The organism is Desulfoluna butyratoxydans, from assembly GCF_900699765.1.
In the GTDB taxonomy this organism is placed as follows: Bacteria; Desulfobacterota; Desulfobacteria; order Desulfobacterales; family Desulfolunaceae; genus Desulfoluna; species Desulfoluna butyratoxydans.
Map to the genome: position 1 here is coordinate 618,620 of NZ_CAADHO010000002.1, position 18,836 is coordinate 637,455.

Annotated in this window: 6 protein-coding genes; 4 read left to right on the top strand and 2 right to left on the bottom strand. The window is 60.5% G+C overall.

The window, feature by feature from the left end:
- Positions 1-200: 200 nt before the first annotated feature.
- Entirely contained in the window at positions 201-12,992 is a 12,792-nt protein-coding gene (locus MSL71_RS07745) for a type I polyketide synthase (protein WP_180138432.1), read from the bottom strand.
- Between the two features lie 427 nt (positions 12,993-13,419).
- Here MSL71_RS07745 and MSL71_RS07750 point away from each other — a divergent pair, with 427 nt between their 5' ends.
- The 4 genes from MSL71_RS07750 to MSL71_RS07765 all read left to right on the top strand — a co-directional run bounded on the left by MSL71_RS07750 (position 13,420) and on the right by MSL71_RS07765 (position 18,094).
- Positions 13,420-14,937 carry a sigma-54-dependent transcriptional regulator gene (locus tag MSL71_RS07750; RefSeq protein WP_180138434.1) on the top strand — a complete coding sequence of 506 codons (1,518 nt, stop codon included), beginning with the start codon at positions 13,420-13,422 and terminating at the stop codon, positions 14,935-14,937.
- Between the two features lie 334 nt (positions 14,938-15,271).
- Positions 15,272-15,952: a putative periplasmic lipoprotein gene (locus MSL71_RS07755; protein ID WP_180138436.1), complete on the top strand. Its 681-nt coding sequence runs from the start codon at positions 15,272-15,274 to the stop codon at positions 15,950-15,952.
- Between the two features lie 232 nt (positions 15,953-16,184).
- Complete coding sequence (locus MSL71_RS07760; RefSeq protein WP_180138438.1) at positions 16,185-17,006, top strand: EFR1 family ferrodoxin; 822 nt, start codon at positions 16,185-16,187, stop codon at positions 17,004-17,006.
- 374 nt (positions 17,007-17,380) lie between these two features.
- A complete protein-coding gene (locus tag MSL71_RS07765) occupies positions 17,381-18,094 on the top strand; it encodes a spermidine synthase family protein (protein WP_180138440.1) in 714 nt (237 codons plus the stop codon).
- Between the two features lie 238 nt (positions 18,095-18,332).
- Here the strand turns inward: MSL71_RS07765 and MSL71_RS07770 are convergent, their stop codons facing one another.
- A complete protein-coding gene (locus tag MSL71_RS07770; protein WP_180138442.1) occupies positions 18,333-18,800 on the bottom strand; it encodes a UPF0158 family protein in 468 nt (155 codons plus the stop codon).
- Positions 18,801-18,836: the final 36 nt, after the last annotated feature.

Consider the following 18,836-nt stretch of genomic DNA (forward strand, 5'->3'; position numbering starts at 1 on the left):
GCTATCTGCTTTTAATGTGGCATACCTTGCCGCCGGAGGCTTTTTTTTGAGCTGAATAGTTGCACTTTTCGAACGGTTGGCCCCGGCAGAGCCGCCGGAAGCCCTGCCACAAACAACGAAGCCGCCCTTTCCAGTGGAAAAGGGCGGCTTCAATGGGTCCCCCGGAGCCGCAGGGTGTGGCTCCGGGGTGTTTATCCTGATCAGGCGGCAGATACTTTGCCGCTGATTTTGTGCTTGTCGTCGAGTCGGGACAGCTTCACCATGCGGAAGTTGGTCAGATCCAGATAGACCTTTCCGGTGAGGTCGGTGAGGACCATGCGGTAGGTGTTGGTCCGGTCGTCGGAGGCCACACGCTGGGTGATGCAGTAGTACTCCTTGCCGCGCTCCACGGGGCGGACGAACTCGAATTTCTCCAGCCCGTAGGGCAGCACCAGCTCGCTGGTGGTGAAGAACTCGAAGAGGCCGCCGGTCTGGAACATGGCATCCACCATAATGACGTCGGTGAAGAACTCGGGGCGGGTCTCGCCCTTGAAGAATTCACGTTCACCATTGTGGATCACCTTGGTCACCAGGGTCTCGCCGTCAAAGGATGCGATGTCCCGGATGGTGCGGAAGGAGCCGTGCATGAAGAGGCGCTCCGGATGGTAGACCAGCTCGTCCACGGTGCCGTCTAATTTCACTTTCGTGAACTCGGGAAGCGCCATGACGCGGTCCTCCACGGGCTTGTCCGTGAAGTGGAAGGTCCCTTCGTAGTGCAGGGTGGTCTTGCCGGTGATCTTCCCTTTGCGGAAGGTGGAGGTGATGCGGCAGTTGAGGGCGTCCTCGCCTTTGTCGCTCTTCTCCGTTTCAATCTCCAGCTCCTTGGGGCGCTCCTTGAGGATCTTGATGCCGTAGGGGATGGAGAAGTCCGTGACGCTCTCAAGCCGTGCGCCGGACCGGGGGAAGAGGCGGGAAGCCGCTTCGGCCATGGTCTCGATGCCGGTGGCGCCCAGGAAGATGGGCACGTCCTTCATGCTGTGGTCTTTCAGGAAGAGGTCCCGCTTCAGGTCCAGGACCCGGGTAAAGACCATCTTGTCGTCGCTCTCGGCCTTGACCTCGTCGATGAAGGGGGTCTGCCTGTCAAACTCGGCGGCGTCCACCTCTTCGAACATGAAGTCCCGGTCAAAGGCGATGTCCGGCCCGGTGAAGAGGCTCTCGCAGCTTTCGGTGCCTGCCAGCTCGCCCATGAAGAAGTCCACGCCCCGGTCAAGGGGCAGGAAGGTGAGCCCTCGGGATTCGAGGACCTTCTTCACGGTGTCGTTGGTGGCGGCCATGCCGCTGCCGCTCCAGGCGGTCCAGTCCATGATCTTGGCGATGCAGCCTTTTTCCGCTCCGAATCGCTGGACCATGCGGCCCAGCATGTCGTTGGCGCAGGTGTAATCCACCTGGGCCTCGTTGCCGAAGCGTGCGGTTACCGAGGAGAAGGTGATGACAAAACGCGGTGTTTTGCCTTCAAGGCCTTTGAAGAGGTTCTCCGCTCCCTTGATCTTGGTGTTGAAGACCCGGTTGAAGGAGGAGAGCTCTTTCTTCTCGATCATGGCGCTCTCTTCCAGGCCTGCGGCGTGGATGACCCCGTCGATCTTGGCGTAGCCCGCCATGGCCTGGGTGACGGCCTGGGTGTCTGCCGCGTCCACGGCGTGGTAGGCCACGCTCTGGGCGGCCTGCCTCAGGGTGTCGAGGTTGTCCCGGGTTTCGCGGATTTTGACGATCTTGCTTGCCGCGCGCTTCAGCTCCAGGGGTTTGGCCCCTTTCATGGTGGCGCGGAGCTTGGCCATGACCGCTCCTTCGGAGAGGTCGCCCGTGGCGAACTCGGGGGCAAGGCCCTCGATGTCCGAGCGACCCAGGATCACCAGGTTGCAGGGGGCGTGGGCCACGACTTTTTTAAGGATGTCGTAGGTGATGCCCCGGGCGCCGCCGGTGACCACCACGGTGTCCCCGGCCTTCATGAGCGGGGTGCCCTTGGACGAGGACTCGGCCACCAGCCTGAGGCCTAAGCGTTTTCCGCTCTCAAGGCCCGTCTCCACGCGGCGGCTGCCGTTGGTCAGCTCGCCCATGAAGGCGGCGGCTGCCATGCGGGCATCTGCAGCGGTGATGCCGGGGGCCAGGTCGATGATGCGGACCAGGGCGTTTTCGAACTCTTTGTTTACCGTCTTCAGCATCCCGGAAAGCCCGGCAAAGGCGGGGTGGCTCTTGGCGCCGCCCGCGTCTCCGTAAGGGAAGACCACAGAGCCTACGGAGAGGGCGCCGATGAGGGCCCCGTCGCGGTTCAGGGACTCTTGGAGCTCCCGAAGGATAAGGAAGAAGCCTTTGATGGCGCCTTCAGCGTCGGCGGCAACCCCGTTGGGGCAGTTCTCCAGGTAGCCGTCCATGGCAGACAAGTGCAGGAGGCCGTCCACAGAAGGTTCCCGTTTCTTCATTTCGGCCAGGGTGGCCACAAGGGCCTCGTGGTCGGCGAGATCACAGGGGTAGGTGGATGCGGCGGAACCCAGGGTGATGACGCGGCCGCCCCGGGCTTCCACCACCAGCTTGACCTGGTCGGCAAAGCCGTGACGGTCCTGGGTGACAAGGATGGTCTTTTTGGCAAGGTCCACATGAACGCCGGAACGCTCTCCCAGCTGCTTGACGCGGATGGCGTAGCGGTTGACCCCACCCTCTTCAAAGGCGGGGACGCCTAAGTCAGTGACCCCGGACCCTGCTGGGGCGGGAGCGGAAGGAGAACCACTCTCCGGCGCCTCGATGTGGGCCCTTTCGGTGACGTAGCCTGCCAGGCTCTCGATGGAGTTTAAGTCCCGGAGCTGCAGGTCTTCGGGCACGTCCAGGCCGAAGTGGGCCGAGATCTTGCCGAAGACTTCCACCTGCTTGACGGTGTCGATGCCGAGGTCGGCTTCCAGGTCCAGGCCGTCGTCCAGCATGTCCACGGTGTAGCCGGTCTCATCGGCGATGATGCCCTTGATGGCAGAGACAACGCCGGTGGCCGCTGGCGCCGTACCGGAAGCAGCCGGGGCAGCGGGTGCTGCTTCAGCAGGGGCGGTTCCCCCCTGGGCAGCAATGTAGCCTGCCAGCTTGGCGATGGTGTTGAGGTCGCGGAGCTGGAGGTCTTCGGGGACATCCAGGCCGAACTCAGCGGAGATCTTGCCGAAGACTTCCACCTGCTTCACCGTGTCGATGCCGAGGTCGGCCTCAAGGTCGAGGCCTTCGTCGAGCATGTCCGTGGTGTAGCCTGTCTCTTCTGCGATGATGTTCTTGACTGTCTCCACGGCGCAGGAGGCGTCTGCTGCAGGGGCTGCGGGAGCTGCTTCAGCAGGGGCGGCAGCTGGTGCGCCACCCTGTGCTGAAATATACCCTGCCAGCTTGGCGATGGTGTTCAGGTCGCGGAGCTGAAGGTCTTCAGGCACATCCAGCCCGAACTCAGCGGAGATCTTGCCGAAGACCTCCACCTGCTTCACCGTGTCGATGCCGAGGTCGGCCTCCAGGTCGAGGTCCTCGTCGAGCATGTCCGTGGTGTAGCCTGTCTCTTCTGCGATGATGTTCTTGACTGTCTCTACGGCGCCGGAGGCGTTTGCTGCCGGGGCTGCGGGAGCTGCTTCAGCAGGGGCGGCAGTTGATGCGCCGCCCTGTGCTGAAATATAGCCAGCCAGCTTGGCGATGGTGTTGAGGTCTCGGAGCTGAAGGTCTTCGGGGACATCCAGGCCAAACTCAGCGGAGATCTTGCCAAAGACCTCCACCTGCTTCACCGTGTCGATACCGAGGTCGGCCTCCAGGTCGAGGTCGTCTTCGAGCATGTCCGTGGTGTAGCCGGTCTCTTCTGCAATTATTTGCTTAACTGTATCCACAGCGCCGGAGGCGTTCGCTGTCGGGGCTGCGGGAGCCGCTTCAGCGGGGGCGGCTGCTGCTGCGCCGCCCTGTGCTGAAATGTAACCTGCCAGCTTGGCGATGGTGTTTAAGTCTCGGAGCTGAAGGTCTTCGGGAACGTCCAGGCCGAACTCAGCGGAGATCTTGCCGAAGACTTCCACCTGCTTCACCGTGTCGATGCCGAGGTCGGCCTCAAGGTCGAGGTCGTCTTCGAGCATGTCCGTGGTGTAGCCGGTCTCCTCGGCAATGATGTTCTTCACTGTGTCCACAGCGCCGGAGGCGTTTGCTGCCGGGGCTGCGGGAGCTGCTTCAGCAGGGGCGGCAGCTGATGCGCCGCCCTGTGCTGAAATGTAACCTGCCAGCTTGGCGATGGTGTTCAAATCCCGGAGCTGAAGATCTTCGGGGACGTCCAGGCCGAACTCAGCGGAGATCTTGCCGAAGACTTCCACCTGCTTCACCGTGTCGATGCCGAGGTCGGCCTCCAGGTCGAGGTCGTCTTCGAGCATGTCCGTGGTGTAGCCGGTCTCCTCAGCGATGATGTTCTTCACGATGTCCACAGCGCCGGAGGCGTTTATTGCCGGGGCTGCGGGAGCCGCTTCAGCAGGGGCGGCTGCGCCGCCCTGTGCAGAAATATAGCCTGCCAGCTTGGCGATGGTGTTGAGGTCCCGGAGCTGAAGGTCTTCGGGGACATCCAGGCCGAATTCAGCGGAGATCTTGCCGAAGACTTCCACCTGCTTCACCGTGTCGATGCCAAGGTCCGCCTCCAGGTCGAGGTCGTCTTCAAGCATGTCCGTGGTGTAGCCGGTCTCCTCAGCAATGATTTTCTTAATCGCGTCCACGGCGCCGGAGGCGTTTACTGCCGGTGTTGCGGGAGCTGCCTCAGCCGGAGCGGCAGCCGCACCTCCTTGAGCAGAGATGTAGCCAGCCAGCTTGGCGATGGTGTTGAGGTCGCGGAGCTGAAGGTTTTCGGGCACGTCCAGGCCGAACTCAGACGAGATCTTGCCGAAGACCTCCACCTGTTTCACCGTGTCGATGCCAAGGTCGGCCTCAAGGTCGAGGTCGTCTTCGAGCATGTCCGTGGTGTACCCGGTCTCTTCGGCAATGATCCGCTTCACCGTGTCCACGGCACCGGAGGCGGCTGCGGCGGGCGCTGCTTCAGCCGGAGCAGGTTTCTGCTCCTGAACCTGGGCTGCGGTCTGGGCGGCCGGAGCGGGCGCGGGCTTTTCAGCGGGAGCGGCCTGGGCATTTACATGTGCCGGGGCTTCGATGGTCTTGCGGCCCCCTGGGGTGGTGTCGGACTGAACCCTCAAGGTGTGGTCCACCACCTCCAGAACGGGGTACTCCTCGCCGGAGATGTGCTTGAGCCAGTTGAAGTAGTCGGCGTTGTTCTCGCGGCTGAGCTCGGCCTCCTCCCGGATGAAGAGGAAGGCGAAGTGGGAGCCGAAGCCCGCGGCAAAGTGGATGCCGTACTCCAGGTCTTTCTCCTCGCCTCGGGAAAAGGTCAGATCGGAGAACTCTTCGGCCAGGTCCGTGAGGTTGGCGATGGGGGGCGCCTGGTTCTTGGCCAGGGCCTTGACCATCACGGCGTCTTCAATGGCCGCGCCCAGGGTGTGGCCGGTGAAGCCCTTGGTGTTGGCGATGGTCACCTTGGAGGCGTGCTCACCAAAGGCTGCGCGCAGGGCCTTGATCTCGGCGTCGGCGCTGCCGCCCCGTGCCGGGGTGTAGGTCTCGTGGGACATGAACAGGGCCTTTTCGGCGTACTGGTCACGCTTGAGGCCGTGGCGTGCTTCGATGCGGGAAACAAAGCGGCTCAGCTCCCGGGCCAGGTGCTCCTGGTCGATGCGGGTGGAGTGGAAGGCGCTGTTGCCGATGTAGGAGCCGAGGATATCGGCCTGGCCGCGCTGGCCCCTGCCTGCCAGGGAGTCTTTTCGCTCCACGATGAGGGAGACGGCACCGGCGCCCAGGATGGTCCCGTTGCGGTTGGTGTCAAAGGGCTTGGCTGCTTCGGCCACGGTTTTCTTGATGCTGGCAGCCCCCATGGAGAGGAAGCTGGAAGCGATCCAGGGCACCTGGGCCTTGTTGGTGGCTGCCTCGCCGCCGATGACGATGACGCGCTCGCAGCGGCCCGTGCGGATCCAGTCCTCGGCCGTGGCGCAGGCCTGGGTGGTGGAGGCGCAGGCACCGGAGAGCAGGAGGTTGGGACCCTTGGCCTTGATCATCTGGGCAAAGTGGGCGGAGCCCAGGGCGATGGCGTTGATGATCAGCTCCCGGTTGAACTGGTAGGGGGTCTCGGGCTGGTCCTTCTTGAGGCCGAAGAACCAGTCTGTGAGGCGCCCTTTGAGCTCGGTGTCCTTCACGGTTTCCATGAGATAGTAGTAGATCTTCTCCATCTCTTTGAAGGGCTTCACGGAGAACTTGTCCCGGCAGTAGTTTTCCACCTCGGTGAGGAGGGTCTCCCATCCCTGGAACAGGGAGGTCATGATGACGCCGGTGGTCTCCTGCATCTCTTCGGGCAGGGCAAAGCCGTTGGTGATGCGCTTGCCGCTGGGCCCGGTGGTCCAGTTACGCACCAGGGGGATGCCTGCGTCGCGCAGGGCGTTGATGCCGGCTGCGATCCCCAAGTTGATGCTGATGTCGTAGTTGTACTTGATGCCGAAGTCGCTGTGGTGGAAGTACCCGAGCTTACCGGCCAGCTGGATCACCTCCTCGGGGGAGTTGATGGCCATCATGCGGGCGTTGCCGTTGGGCGCCTTGTGGATCCGCACGATGTTCTTGTCCAGCATGAACCCGCGCTCTGCCTCGGTGAGGTTCTCGATGCAGTTGTGGCCTGCGATGATCTTGTCGAAGTTGGCCTCGTCAAAAACACGTCCGGAAGAGCCGGGCAGGCCGATGGAGACACCGGCGATGGAGATGGAACCGGTGTAGAACCCGAAGGTCTCCACCTCGCGCAGGCGCTTCTCGCGGCGGGATTTGATGTACTCTTTTTCGATGAGGGCCTTCAGGCTCTCGGAGTTGTCCTGCAAAAAGGCGTTGAAGTCGTCGTGGTCGCCGGAAAAGGTGCCTTCGGCCTCGGAAGGCGCGGAAGCCACGGGCACGGCCGCAGGTGTCGGGGCCTTGGGGGCGGCGGCTGCGTGTGCAGCGGGTGTGTCTTGTTGAACAGTGTCGGTCATAACGGGTCTGATGGTCTCGATAAGTGCCTCAAGGGAGGCCGCCTCGCCCTTTCCTTTGTCCACGGAGAGGTGAGCGGTGTAGCCCTCGGGCAGGATGTATTTTAAAAGCCCGGTGAGGATCTTGCCGGTTCCCACCTCGTAGAAGGTGCGAACCCCGGCTGCGTGGACGGTTTCCACGGATTTTATGAATTCCACCGGAGAGATAATCTGGTTGATGAGGAGGCGTTTTACCGCGGCCTCGTCATTGGGGTAGGGCAGTCCGGTGACATTGGAGATCACCTTGGAAAAGCCCTGCCGGTTGAAGGCCATGCCTTCGATGAACCGGGCCAGCTCGTCGGCGGCGGCCCTGAGGATAGGGGTGTGGAACGCTCCGGTCAAGGGGAGCTTTCGGAACATGGCACCCTTTTGGGTCAGGAACCCGCAGAATGTGTCGATGGCCCCTTCGAGACCGGAGACAGCCGTCTGCTTGGTGCTGTTCTTGTTGGTGACGTAAATGTCGCCGATGCCGGACTCCGCGATGAGGGCCGCGGCCTCTTCGGCGTTTTTGAAGAGCACCAGAATGCGGCCCGGGGTGTTCTGGTCCGCTTTTTTCATGAGCTCGGAGCGCTTCATCACCAGGCGGAAGGCGTCGTCAAAGGAGAGGATGCCGCTGGTGTAAAGGGCCGAGTACTCGCCCACGCTGTGGCCGATGTGGTAGTCGGTGTCAAACCCGGCTTCGGAGAGCAGGTCGAACACCGCTGCCGTGGCCAGGAAAACCGCGGGCTGGGTGAAGTCCGTGGAGTGGATCCTCGCGTCCTCCTCGGCAAACATCACCTCCAGAAGGGAGGTGCCCCGCTCTTTTCGGAAGAGGGCGTCGGCCTTGTCGAACATCTCCTTGACGTAGGCGTTGCTCTCGTAGACGGGCTGCATCATCTTCGGGTACTGGGAACCCTGGCCGCAGAGGAGGGCGCAGGATTCTCCGGCGTGGACCTCACCGTGGGGCATGGGTGCAGCCACGGTTTCGGTGGCGGCCTCTTCAGCAAAGGAGGCTGCCTCCTCGGACATCCACCGGGGCAGGGTGCTGACAACGGCGTGGCCGTGGTTGGCACCGAAGCCGAAGAGGTTGGCGCCGAGGCTCAGGCGATGCCCCTTGGGCGCGTCTGCCAGGTCGAGGCCGGGGACCAGGTTGTAGCGGTCCGCCACAATGGAGTGCTCGGAGGAGTGGCTGTGGTGGGGCAGCAGCTTGCCGTGCTTGGCCATGAGGGCCAGCTTCACCAGGGCAATGGCCGGGTTGGCGCCCTTGTAGTAGCCGAACTCGGGCTTGATGTTGCCCAGGCGCGTCTTGTGGCCGAAGCTCTTGGAGGCGGCCTGGAGCTCCACCTGGTCGAGCATCAGGGAAGAGAAGCCGAAGAGGTCCACATGGGCCACGTCCTCTTTGATGACGTCGCAGCGATCAAAGCGGCGGGTGGTCACCTCGCGGAACAGGGCCTCGGACGGAGCGTAAAGGTTACGGGCCGGGTTGGAGCGGAAGCCGATCTCGGAAAGCTCGGCGAACACGGGCATGTTCAGCTCTTTGGCCTTTTTATAGGTGGTGAGCACCAGGGCCGCGGCCCCTTCACCCAGGTGGATGCCCTTGGCCCGCTTGTCGCAGATAAAGGTCTCGGCGTCGGTGAGAACCCCCAGGCGCTTAAAGACCATCATGATGGCCGGGTAGAAGCTGGCGTCCACGCCCCCTGCCACGACCATGTCGAAGTCTCCTGCCTTCAGGCCTTTTACAGAAAGGTCGGCTGCAATGCCGCCGGAGGCACAGGCTGCGTCCACCACGAAGTTGGCACCGTTGGCGCCGAAGAAGTTGGCGATGCGGCCGGTGATGATGTTGGTGAGAAGGCCCGGGGTGGTGTCCTCGTTGTTCTCCATGAACCGCTCACGGATGCTCTCCATGAGGGCTTCACCGGCCTTGGCTGCCTTGGCAGGGTCCACACCCGGGGTCTCGGCGATAAAGCTCGCAACCAGGGGGGCGCGGGTCCGCACGATGTTCTCCACGTGCTTCTCCCCGCTGATGCTGCCCATGATGACGGCGGTCTTGTTGGCTTTGCCGAACATCTTCTCGCGGTCCCCGCCGCAGGCTTCGTCAATGGCCTGGGTGGCGGCGTCCAGGGCGAAGAACTGGGCGCGGTCGATGGATTTGGCCGTTTTGGGCGGGATGCGGTACTTCAGGTTGTTGAAGGTGTAGTCGGGGATCACCCCGGCCTTGACCCTGGGCAGGCTGAAGTCGTTCTCTTCATCCACGAAGTAGTCGAGGTGCAGGCGGTTTTCCGGCATCTCGGAGAGGATCTTCTTGCCGTCCACCAGGGTCTCCCAGAACTGGTCCGTGGAGAGGCCGCCGGGAAGGACGGTGCCCATGCCGCTGATCACGATGCGGTCGTCGTTGTAGTCCCAGGCCGTGTCCGGGAAGATGGTTCGCGCCGGGGGCTGGTAGTCGGAAGTGAACTCCTCCACCACCGCATGGTAGTTGATGCCGCCGAATCCGTAGGCGGAGACAGCTGCACGCTTGGGTTTTCCGGCTTCGGTGGTCCAGGGCTTGGCATCCTTGATGATGTAAAGCTTGGAGTTGTCGTCCAGCTCGTGCTTGGGGGATGCCTTTTCAAACTGGCCGTTGGGGGGCAAGATGCCGTGTTTCATGGCCAGGAGTACCTTGATAAGGCCTGCTGCGCCCGCACCGCCCAGGAGGTGGCCGATCTGGGACTTCACGGAACTGATCCCCTTGGGCCTGCCCGTGTCGTAGACCCGCTTCAGGGTCTTGATCTCGGTGATGTCCCCCAGGATGGTGGAGGTGCCGTGGGCTTCGATGAAGTCCACGTCGTCGAAGGTGAGGCCACGAGCCTGGTCGAAGCAGCGCCTCAGGGCGTACTCCTGTCCGTCGGGGTTGGGTGCGGCAATGGCCTTGCCCTTGCCGTCGGAGCTGCCGCCCACGCCCTTGACGATACCCAGAATGGTGTCTCCGTCCCGCAGGGCGTCCTTGGCACGCTTGAGGACCACCACACCGGCGCCTTCGCCCAGGACAAAGCCGTCGGAGCGCTCGTCAAAGGGCCAGGAACCCTTGGCCGAGAGGGCCCCCATCTTGGCAAAGCCGATGAAGGTCTCGGGGTTGATGCTGGTGTTGATGCCGCCGGTGATGACCACGTCGTGGCTGCCTGAGAGGAGCTCCTTGATGCCGGAGTCCAGGGCGGCAAAGCTGGTGGCGCAGGCCGCGTCCACCACGTAGTTGGCGCCCAAAGCGCCGATGGCGGCTGCCACGCGGGAGGCTTCGATGTTCAGGGTGGCGCAGTCCGGGGACTCGTTGCGGTAGTCTCCGGCCATGCGGTCCTTGAGGTGGGCCAGGACTTTGACCTTCTCGTCCTCGGTAAGGGCCTTGAAGGCGTCGCTCTGCTCTAAGTGCCAGCGCAGCTCCGGGTAGTAGTACTTGAGGTTGAGATGGTGGCTGGTCTCGTTGCCGAGGCAGCTGCCCATGATCACCGCGGTGGTGGCCAGGGGAAGGCCCTTGCCCTGGGGATACCCTGCTTTTTCCAGGGCCTCGAAGGTGGCGGTGAGGGCCATCTTCTGGCTTCGGGAGATCTGCTGGCCGGCCTTGGGATCCTGTCCGTAGGCAGCCGGGTCAAAGACGAAGTCGTCCACGGTGGCAGCGATCTTGGTGTAGGTGCTGTCCATGGCCTTGCGGTTTTCGTTGTAGAACGGTGCAAGGTCCACACGGGCCGGGTCCACCTCTTTGATGGAGTAGCGCTTGGACTCGATGTTCTTCCAGAAGTCGTCGGTGTCATGGGCGTCGGGATAGACACAGCCCATGCCGATGATGGCGATCTCATCGTTCATCATCCCGCACTTGGCGGTCATGACTTCCAGCTCGTTTAAGTTGGCGGAGAGGCCTTCCTTGCTCTGCATCTGGCCGTCGTGAACCGCCTTGACCGAGGTGGTCTCGGCAAAGAAGGCGAGGCTGTTGCCCACGGAGTAGTTGCCCTTGTGGAAGGCCTCGTCGTCGTTGTACTTGATGTAAGAGAGGGGCTCACCCTTCTTGAGCTTGTCAAAATCCGGGGAGAAGCCCTTGGCCGCGATGAGAAGCGAGCCGATGTTGTCCTTTTCAAAGGCGCGCTTCCGGTCCGAGAGAGAAACCTTTTCCACGATGCGCTGGTATTCGTTGGCCACGATCTCCATGGAGAAGGGGGTCTTGATGGTGCGGCAGGCAAGGCCCACGGTGGTACCGATACGCAGGGTGGTGATCTCTTCCCGTGCCACGTCCTGATATTTTTTCATCAGGGCGCCGGTTTCAACGATCTCGTCGGTGAAGAGGTAGGGGGTGCCGAGCTGGATGCCCACCTTGGCCCCTTTTTCGGCCAGGACCGCGGACATGGCGGAGATGAACCAGGAGCCGGTGCGGGTGGCGATGCCCCCTGCAAAGATGGCGGTCTGGTTTGCAAGGGCCCCTTCAGGCTGGGCCAGGAGGTGGGTGATGCCCATCTCCCAGAGGACCAGGCTGCTCAGGCGCCCGACGTGGCCGCCTGCTTCAGTGCCTTCGAAGATGAAGCGCTTGCAGCCCGAGGAGAGAGCGTTTTTCAGCATCCCCGAGGCCGGGGTGTGCAAAAAGGTCTTGGTGCCCGCTGCTTCCAGCTCAATGGCCTGGGAGGGGATGCCTCCTGCAAACAGGGCAAAGGGGACCTTGTATTTTTTTACGGTCTCGATGTGACCGGCAACTGCTTTGTTCAGCGCTTCGATGCCGATGAGGCCCGCACCGAAGCGAGGCACCTTGCGGGAGCCCTCTTCGATGATCTTCTCGGCCAGGTCGGCCGGAAGGCTGCCCATGGCAAAGTAGGGCAGGCCCCCTTCGCGGAAGACGGTCTCGGCAAAGTCGGCGTTGTCGCTGATGTTGGCCATGGGGCCCTGCATGATGGGGTAGCGGGTGCCGAGCTCCTGGGCCAGGGGAGAGTTTTCTTTTAACGGATCGTGGGCATCCACCAGGGCGGTGAGTTCACCCACGCGGGTGAAGAAGCGGTCGATGACCGAGGCCACATCCGTGCCTTCGGCCACAAAGCGCTTGGCAAAGACCCCGTCCTGCCCCAGGAAGAAGAGGCTCTGGACCGGGTTGGCCCCTTCGGTGTTGATGGGGGTGAACCGCTTTTCGATCTCGCGGCGCAGCACCTCGGCCTCGTCCGCGTGGTTCAGCAGGGCGGATTCCATCTCCCCGAGCTCCTTGACCACCTTGGTGGCGAGCTTGCAGAAGAAACGGAAGCGGAAGGGCAGGGTGCGTCCGATGGAGATGGAGTCGAACTCTTCGAGTTTTTTGAGCTGCTCCTTAAAGGCCGGGGCCACCGGCGCTTCGTCGGTGAGGTAGAGCTGGGAGTCGAGGACGACGCCCGAGGCGCCGGCACCGAAGAGGCCAGCAGCGGTGTGGAAACCGACACCGCCGTGGACGAAGACAGGAAAATCGCTCTTTTCCAGGTACCACTGGAGCAGGATAAAAGAGGTGTAGCGGGAGATGCATCCGCCCGCTTCCGAACCGCGGACCACCACGGCGTCGGGCTTGCCGTCGGCCAGGGGAAAGGTGGTGCCCAGGTTCACGGCTTCCACCACCACCTTGCAGCCCAGGCGGCTCTTGGAGATGGCGGAGAAGTGTTTGGCAGCCGCAGCCGCCACAACCACCAGGTCCAGGGTGGGGATGCTGCTGGTGTCGAGGAAGTGAATCAGCCCGCCCATGGAGGTGCGGAGCCGGACGCCGAAGGGGAATCCTTCCTTGGAAAGGGTTTTCACGCCTTCAATGGCGGTTTTTTCGTCCATCATTTCGGTGTCGAACACAGGGAGCACGCCGGCCCTGGAGAGCGCGCGGAAATAGCCGATGTCGAAAGCGCCTGTGGGGTTGTAAGCCAGTGCCGGCAGTCTGGATCCTAAGACTCGTTTGATCATTCAAAGACTCCTGAGTATCTCCGGACCCGAAGGGGCTTAAGTGCCTCGTCGGGGCCGGGGTTGTGTCATCTTCTGCATCGTGTTTGAGCGCCATGGGGTCTTGGGGCCGGTAATCTTGCCCGGAGTGACCCGTACGTGAGGCGGTCGTGAATACATGCTGTCTTGGCCGGGCAGACTCGGCGCCCGTGATGCGGGCCGTTGAATATGGCCCTGATGCAGAAAAAAATGAATAGCATTCATAAATTTTGAGTCCCAAACGGATGCAAAAGGCGTGCCATTTATTTTAAACTGGGGTAAGCTCTCGATTTGCCGACCTTTGATGCCCATGCTTGCCGGGTACCTTGGGAGGGTGCTATGGTAAAAAGTCGACACCCCGTGCACTCGGTGTGCATGAAAGGAACAGTGTGGGGAAAGGAATATGCCAGTGATGCTCAAACGAAGTACGCGAGTCGGAGAACTCACCCCGGAAGAACGCGAATTGTTTACCCTGGTGGGCCGCGCCCCCCGGGTCAACCCCTTTGGGGAAGAGCGGATCGTCCTGGACCGGAAGATCGCCGGGGTCCCGGAATCCACCTCCCCGTCCCGCGCCGTGGAAGCGGCGGTGAAGCGTGTAGAGACCGAGGCGATCCGCATGGAAAAAGAGAACCGCCTGGACCTTCGAATGTATAAGGGCGAAGATCGCAAGCTCCTTACCGGCGTGGTGACCTTCGTCTTTTTTTACCGATACAGAAAAGAGTTCGACCGCCTCATCAAGGCCCAGGCAAGGGCCGGGGAGCACCAGATCCGCGCCAGCTTCCTGCGGGAAGCCATCAGCGGCCTAGAGGCCGCGGGCCTGGATCGCGACGAAGCCATCCGAACCGTGGAGGGGTGCTACCAGCTCCGCCGCGCCTATCATTTTATCCACTACTCCCTGGTGGGGCCCAGCGAGTCCATGGTGGCCCTGCGCTACCGGCTCTGGAACAACGTCTTTACCCACGACATGGAGCTCTACAGCGGGATCCTCTGGAACCGCATGGAGGATTTTTCCACCCTGATTTTAGGCGAAACCGGCACGGGCAAGGGCTCGGCCGCCGCCGCCATCGGTCGCTCCGGCTACACCCCCTACGACCGCAAGCGAGGCTGTTTCAAGGAGAGCTTTACCCGTTCGTTTCTCTCCATCAACCTCTCCCGGTTTCCCGAAGCCCTCATCGAGAGCGAACTCTTCGGCCACCGCAAAGGCTCCTTTACAGGCGCCATCGACGACTACCAGGGGGTCTTTTCCCGGTGCAGCCCCTGGGGGGCCATCTTCCTGGACGAAATCGGGGAGGTCTCCATTCCCGTGCAGATCAAGCTTCTCCAGGTGCTCCAGGAGCGCGTCTTCTCTCCCGTGGGGAGTCACAACGAGGTGCGTTTCAAGGGCCGGGTCATCGCAGCCACCAACAAGCCCGTGGAGCAGCTGAGGAGCGAAGGCCGGTTCCGGGATGATTTCTACTACCGCCTCTGCTCGGACGTCATCACCGTGCCCCCGCTTCGCCAGCGCATCGAAGAGGACAAGCGGGAGCTGGTGGACCTGGTGGAACTCCTCGTGGCCCGCACCGTGGGCAAGCGCTCAGCCAACCTCACGGATATGGTTCTGGATGTCATCGAGACCGATCTTCCCAAAGGCTACCCCTGGCCCGGCAACGTCCGGGAGCTGGAGCAGTGCATCCGGCGCGTCTTCCTCAACCGCAGCTACCACGGAGACGCCTCCCAGACCGCCCGCCACACCGGACAGGTCCCCGAAGGCTTCGGCGACCTGGAACGGGGCGAACTCTCCGCCCACGAACTCGTCACCGCCTACTGCCACATGCTCTACCAGAAATATGGCAAATTCGAAGAGGTGGCCCGGCGCACCAGCCTCGATCGCAGGACCGTTAAAAAGTACGTGGTGGAGTGGCAGGATCGGTTGGATGGGGAGGAGGAATGAGGCAGGATATAGGAAAGTGATCAAATACAAAAAATTAAGGGTACCTATTCAGTTCAAAGAAGCCTCCGGCGGCCCTTCCGGGGGCCAAACTTTTAAAAAGTTTGACAAACAGGTTTGAAGCAAGCCTTTCAAGGCTCCGCCGGAGGCAACTGAATAGTTACAAAAATAAGTAGACAATTACTGAAGAATCGGCCAAAAAAAAGGTCGGTTCAGTCATGGGCATCCGGATTGAACCTGGGTGCCTTTTTTGTGGCCTGAGATGGGCGATGTATTGAGAAATAAGATATCCGTGCCGCAGGTGGTATCTGATATTGCAGGTGAAAGGAAAAGAGGGATGAGGTTTATGAAGACGGGCCTGGTGATGGCCCTTGGCGTTTTTTTACTCAGCGGGTGCGCATCCATTGTCAAACACGACATTCCGGTCACTGAGTGCCAGCCGGTGTCATTGAGTGCGGATGCCAGGGGGGACATGACCTACAGCGTTGAGGTTCATAACAACCTGCCGGGGAGCGCAAGTGTCTCCATGCATGGGGTAACATTGAGCGGTTCAGACTGGACGGCCACGGAGTCCCAGGTCAGCCGGGCCATTAAGCGTCATTTTTCTGAGACAGGCTATTTCAACACCGTCAAAGAGGTACGGGACCCCGGGAACTTTCATATCCGCTTTGACGTGACCATGAACCCCAGCCCCAATGAAGCCAGCGGTTCCTACCTTGCCGGATTTACTCTTTTCCTTCTCCCCGTGTGGTACTCCCACAACTGCGAATGGGTGGCCACCCTGTATGAGCACGGGCAAAAGGCCGAATCCTTTTTCTCCCGGGATGAAGTGACCCAGGTGTGGTGGCTCCCCCTCCTGCCCGTGGGCCTCTTCAAAAACCTTTCAACCGCAGAAAAAGAGATCGCCAAAAATTATATCAACTCCCTGGTGCTTGAACTCAAGGGCAAGGGGTACCTTCCCGTAAAAAAAGAACCTATCCCCAATACTGTGGTGGCTGCTCCCGGGGTATCCGGGTAAAGAACCCGGCCCATCTGCCGGTGGGTTGGCTTTTAAAAAAAGTCTGTGAAAAGCGGTTTCGGCTCCTTGCCGGAATCGCTTTTTTTTTGCTTTTTACAAGTGACGGTGGCTATTCTTCTGGCGTTGGTAGTAGGAATAATGGAATGCTCAAAACCTGTTTGTTAAACTTTTTAAAAGTTTAGCCCCCGGCAGGGCCGCCGGAGGCTTTTGTAAAGCATGAAAGGCGGACGGTATGACGATATCAAGGATCCAGGCCATGTACTTCAGCCCCACGGGCACAACCAGGCACGTGGTGTGCGGGCTGGCAACGGCCCTTGCAGAAAAGGTGCTCGGCAGCGCAGAGGTGGAACAGAAGGACTTTACCCTGCCGGGCGCAAGGAAAGACGTGGTCTCCTTTGGTCCCCAGGACCTTGTGGTCTTCGGGGTTCCGGTCTATGCCGGGCGGGTTCCCAATGTCCTGCTGAAATACCTGGATACCATCGAGGGGCGGGGGGCAAGGGCTGTGCCTGTGGTACTTTTCGGCAACCGACACTACGATGATGCCCTTGTGGAGCTGGCCGATATCCTGCAAGCAAAGGGCTTTTCCATCGTGGCCGGAGGCGCTTTTGTGGGTGAGCACTCCTTTTCCAAAACCCTGGGGCAAGGGCGCCCCGATGGCAAGGACAATGCCCTCGTGGCCGATTTTGCGGACAAGATCGCAGCAAAGCTGTCAGGCCCTGAGCCAGCCGCCCCGGCTCCCCTCAAGGGCCATCGTCCCTACCGGCCCTATTACAAACCAAAAAATCCGGACGGGGTGTCCGTGGACATCCGTAAAGTCGCTCCCAAAACCAGCGTCGACTGCACCGATTGCAAGCTGTGCGTCACCGTCTGCCCCATGGGTTCCATCGACCCTGAGGATGTCTCGACCATCAACGGCATCTGCATCAAATGCGGGGCCTGCATCAAAGCATGCCCGGTTCAGGCCAAGTACTACGACAACGAGAACTACCTTCGGCATAAGCATGAGCTGGAAGTTGAGTTTGCTGATCGGAAAGAGCCGGAGGTGTTTGTCTGAGGGTGGCAGAACGATAAAGGGGCTAAAAAGCGTGTCTTCTATGGTTAAAGTCTGATGAATCACAGGGTCAAGAGGGCTCAGGAAAAAGCAAAAGCAATGCCTCCGGCGGCGAGGTGTGCCACCTCGAAAGCAGGTTGCGAATGAGCTTTCCCCTTCGTTCCTCAGGGAAAATCACATTCGCTATGGCCCTATAGAGCGAAAGGGCTCTTCGGTGAGTCCATGCCTCCTGGCATCTGGTTGAGAGACCTTTTTTTTGTGTCTTTCCTGTAGAAAATCGATACTGTAGAGAATCGATGAAATTGGCTGCCTGCTTTTTTGAATAAGGTGGAGAAACGATATGCCGCGTCGCGGCTTTATTGAACAGGAGAGATACGATGAGTGCGTTTTTCGAAGAACTGGATTACCAGCAGACGGCCCTTGGTGAATTGATCCTGAGGCGTCGGCGTGCGCTGGAAATGGGCGGGCGTGAGGTGTATGAGGTGAAACTCAATGAAGAATTTCTGATGTCTTCTCTGTTTCATGACGCCGAAGTGGCGCTCACGGATCTGGGGCTGGCAGGCCTTGCGGGGGATGCATGGGATATCGTGGTCGGAGGCCTGGGCCTGGGGTACACCGCCGCAGCCGCATTGAAATACAGCCAGGTGGCCCGCATGACGGTGGTTGAGGCGCTGGCCCCGGTCATTGATTGGCACCAGCGTGAGCTGGTACCCAACGGCGCGCTGCTCTCCAACGATGACAGGTGTCGCTATGTCAACGCAGATTTTTTCGCCCTTGCACGGGGCGATGGCTTTGATCCGGATGAGCCGGGGCACCAGTTCGACGCCATCCTTCTTGATATTGACCATACCCCGGATGCCCTGTTGAACCCGTCCCACGCAGATTTTTATTCAACAGAGGGGCTGATGCGCCTTCGCGCCTTCCTCAAGCCGGGGGGCATCTTTGCCATGTGGTCCAACGATGCCCCGGAGAAAGGTTTTCTGGATACGTTAGCCAGCGTCTTTGCTGAGGTCCACGGGCATGTGGTTGAATTTGAGAACCCCATCCAGGGCAACACCGCGGAAAATGGGGTGTATGTAGGGAAAAAGTAAGGTGGCTATTGCGTTTAAGCCTCCGGCGGCCCTGCCGGGGGCCAAGCTTTTAAAAAGTTTAACAAACAGGTCTTAAAATGACTTTTTGAATGAATGTTACTTTAAATGCGGATGTGATTTGCCCCGAGGAACGAGGGGCAAAACACATCCGCAACCTGCTTTCAAGGTGGCACACCTTGCCGCCGGAGGTAGCTTTTTAGGAGATGAATAAATGCCAGCCGAATGGCTGTGGGGCGTGTCACGGTGTGTACGTGATACCATTGTCCTCGCACCAGGCCACAGCAATCTCTTTGTGGGCTTCCCCTAAATAACGATACCAATCGTCTTCGATGCCGTAGCGGCGGAGGTTGTCCCGAAATTTCCTGAAGGCACCTCTTCCCTGAAGCCCATTGCACATGGCCTCTCGAACGTTCTCCTGCGGGAGCGTTTGGCAGAATCGCTCCATGATCCGGTACTCGTGGATCTCAAATTTTGTGGGCAGGGCAATGTGGTCCTCCTGGGTGTCCAGAAATTCTCGGACCTCTTCAATGGCCTCTTGTTCCCAAGCCGGGTGGTCTGAGGTGTCCTCGCCGTCTTCCACAATGCAGATGTAATCTGTGTTTATCAGAATAAATTCTCCGGTTTTTTTGTTGAAAAACGCTTCAAATTCTTCGGACTGCAATTCCAGCTGTTCGATGACGTCGCTCAGTTTAACAGAAGATGGCATGGAGTCTCCTTGTGCGGTTTCATACCCTTGTGGGCC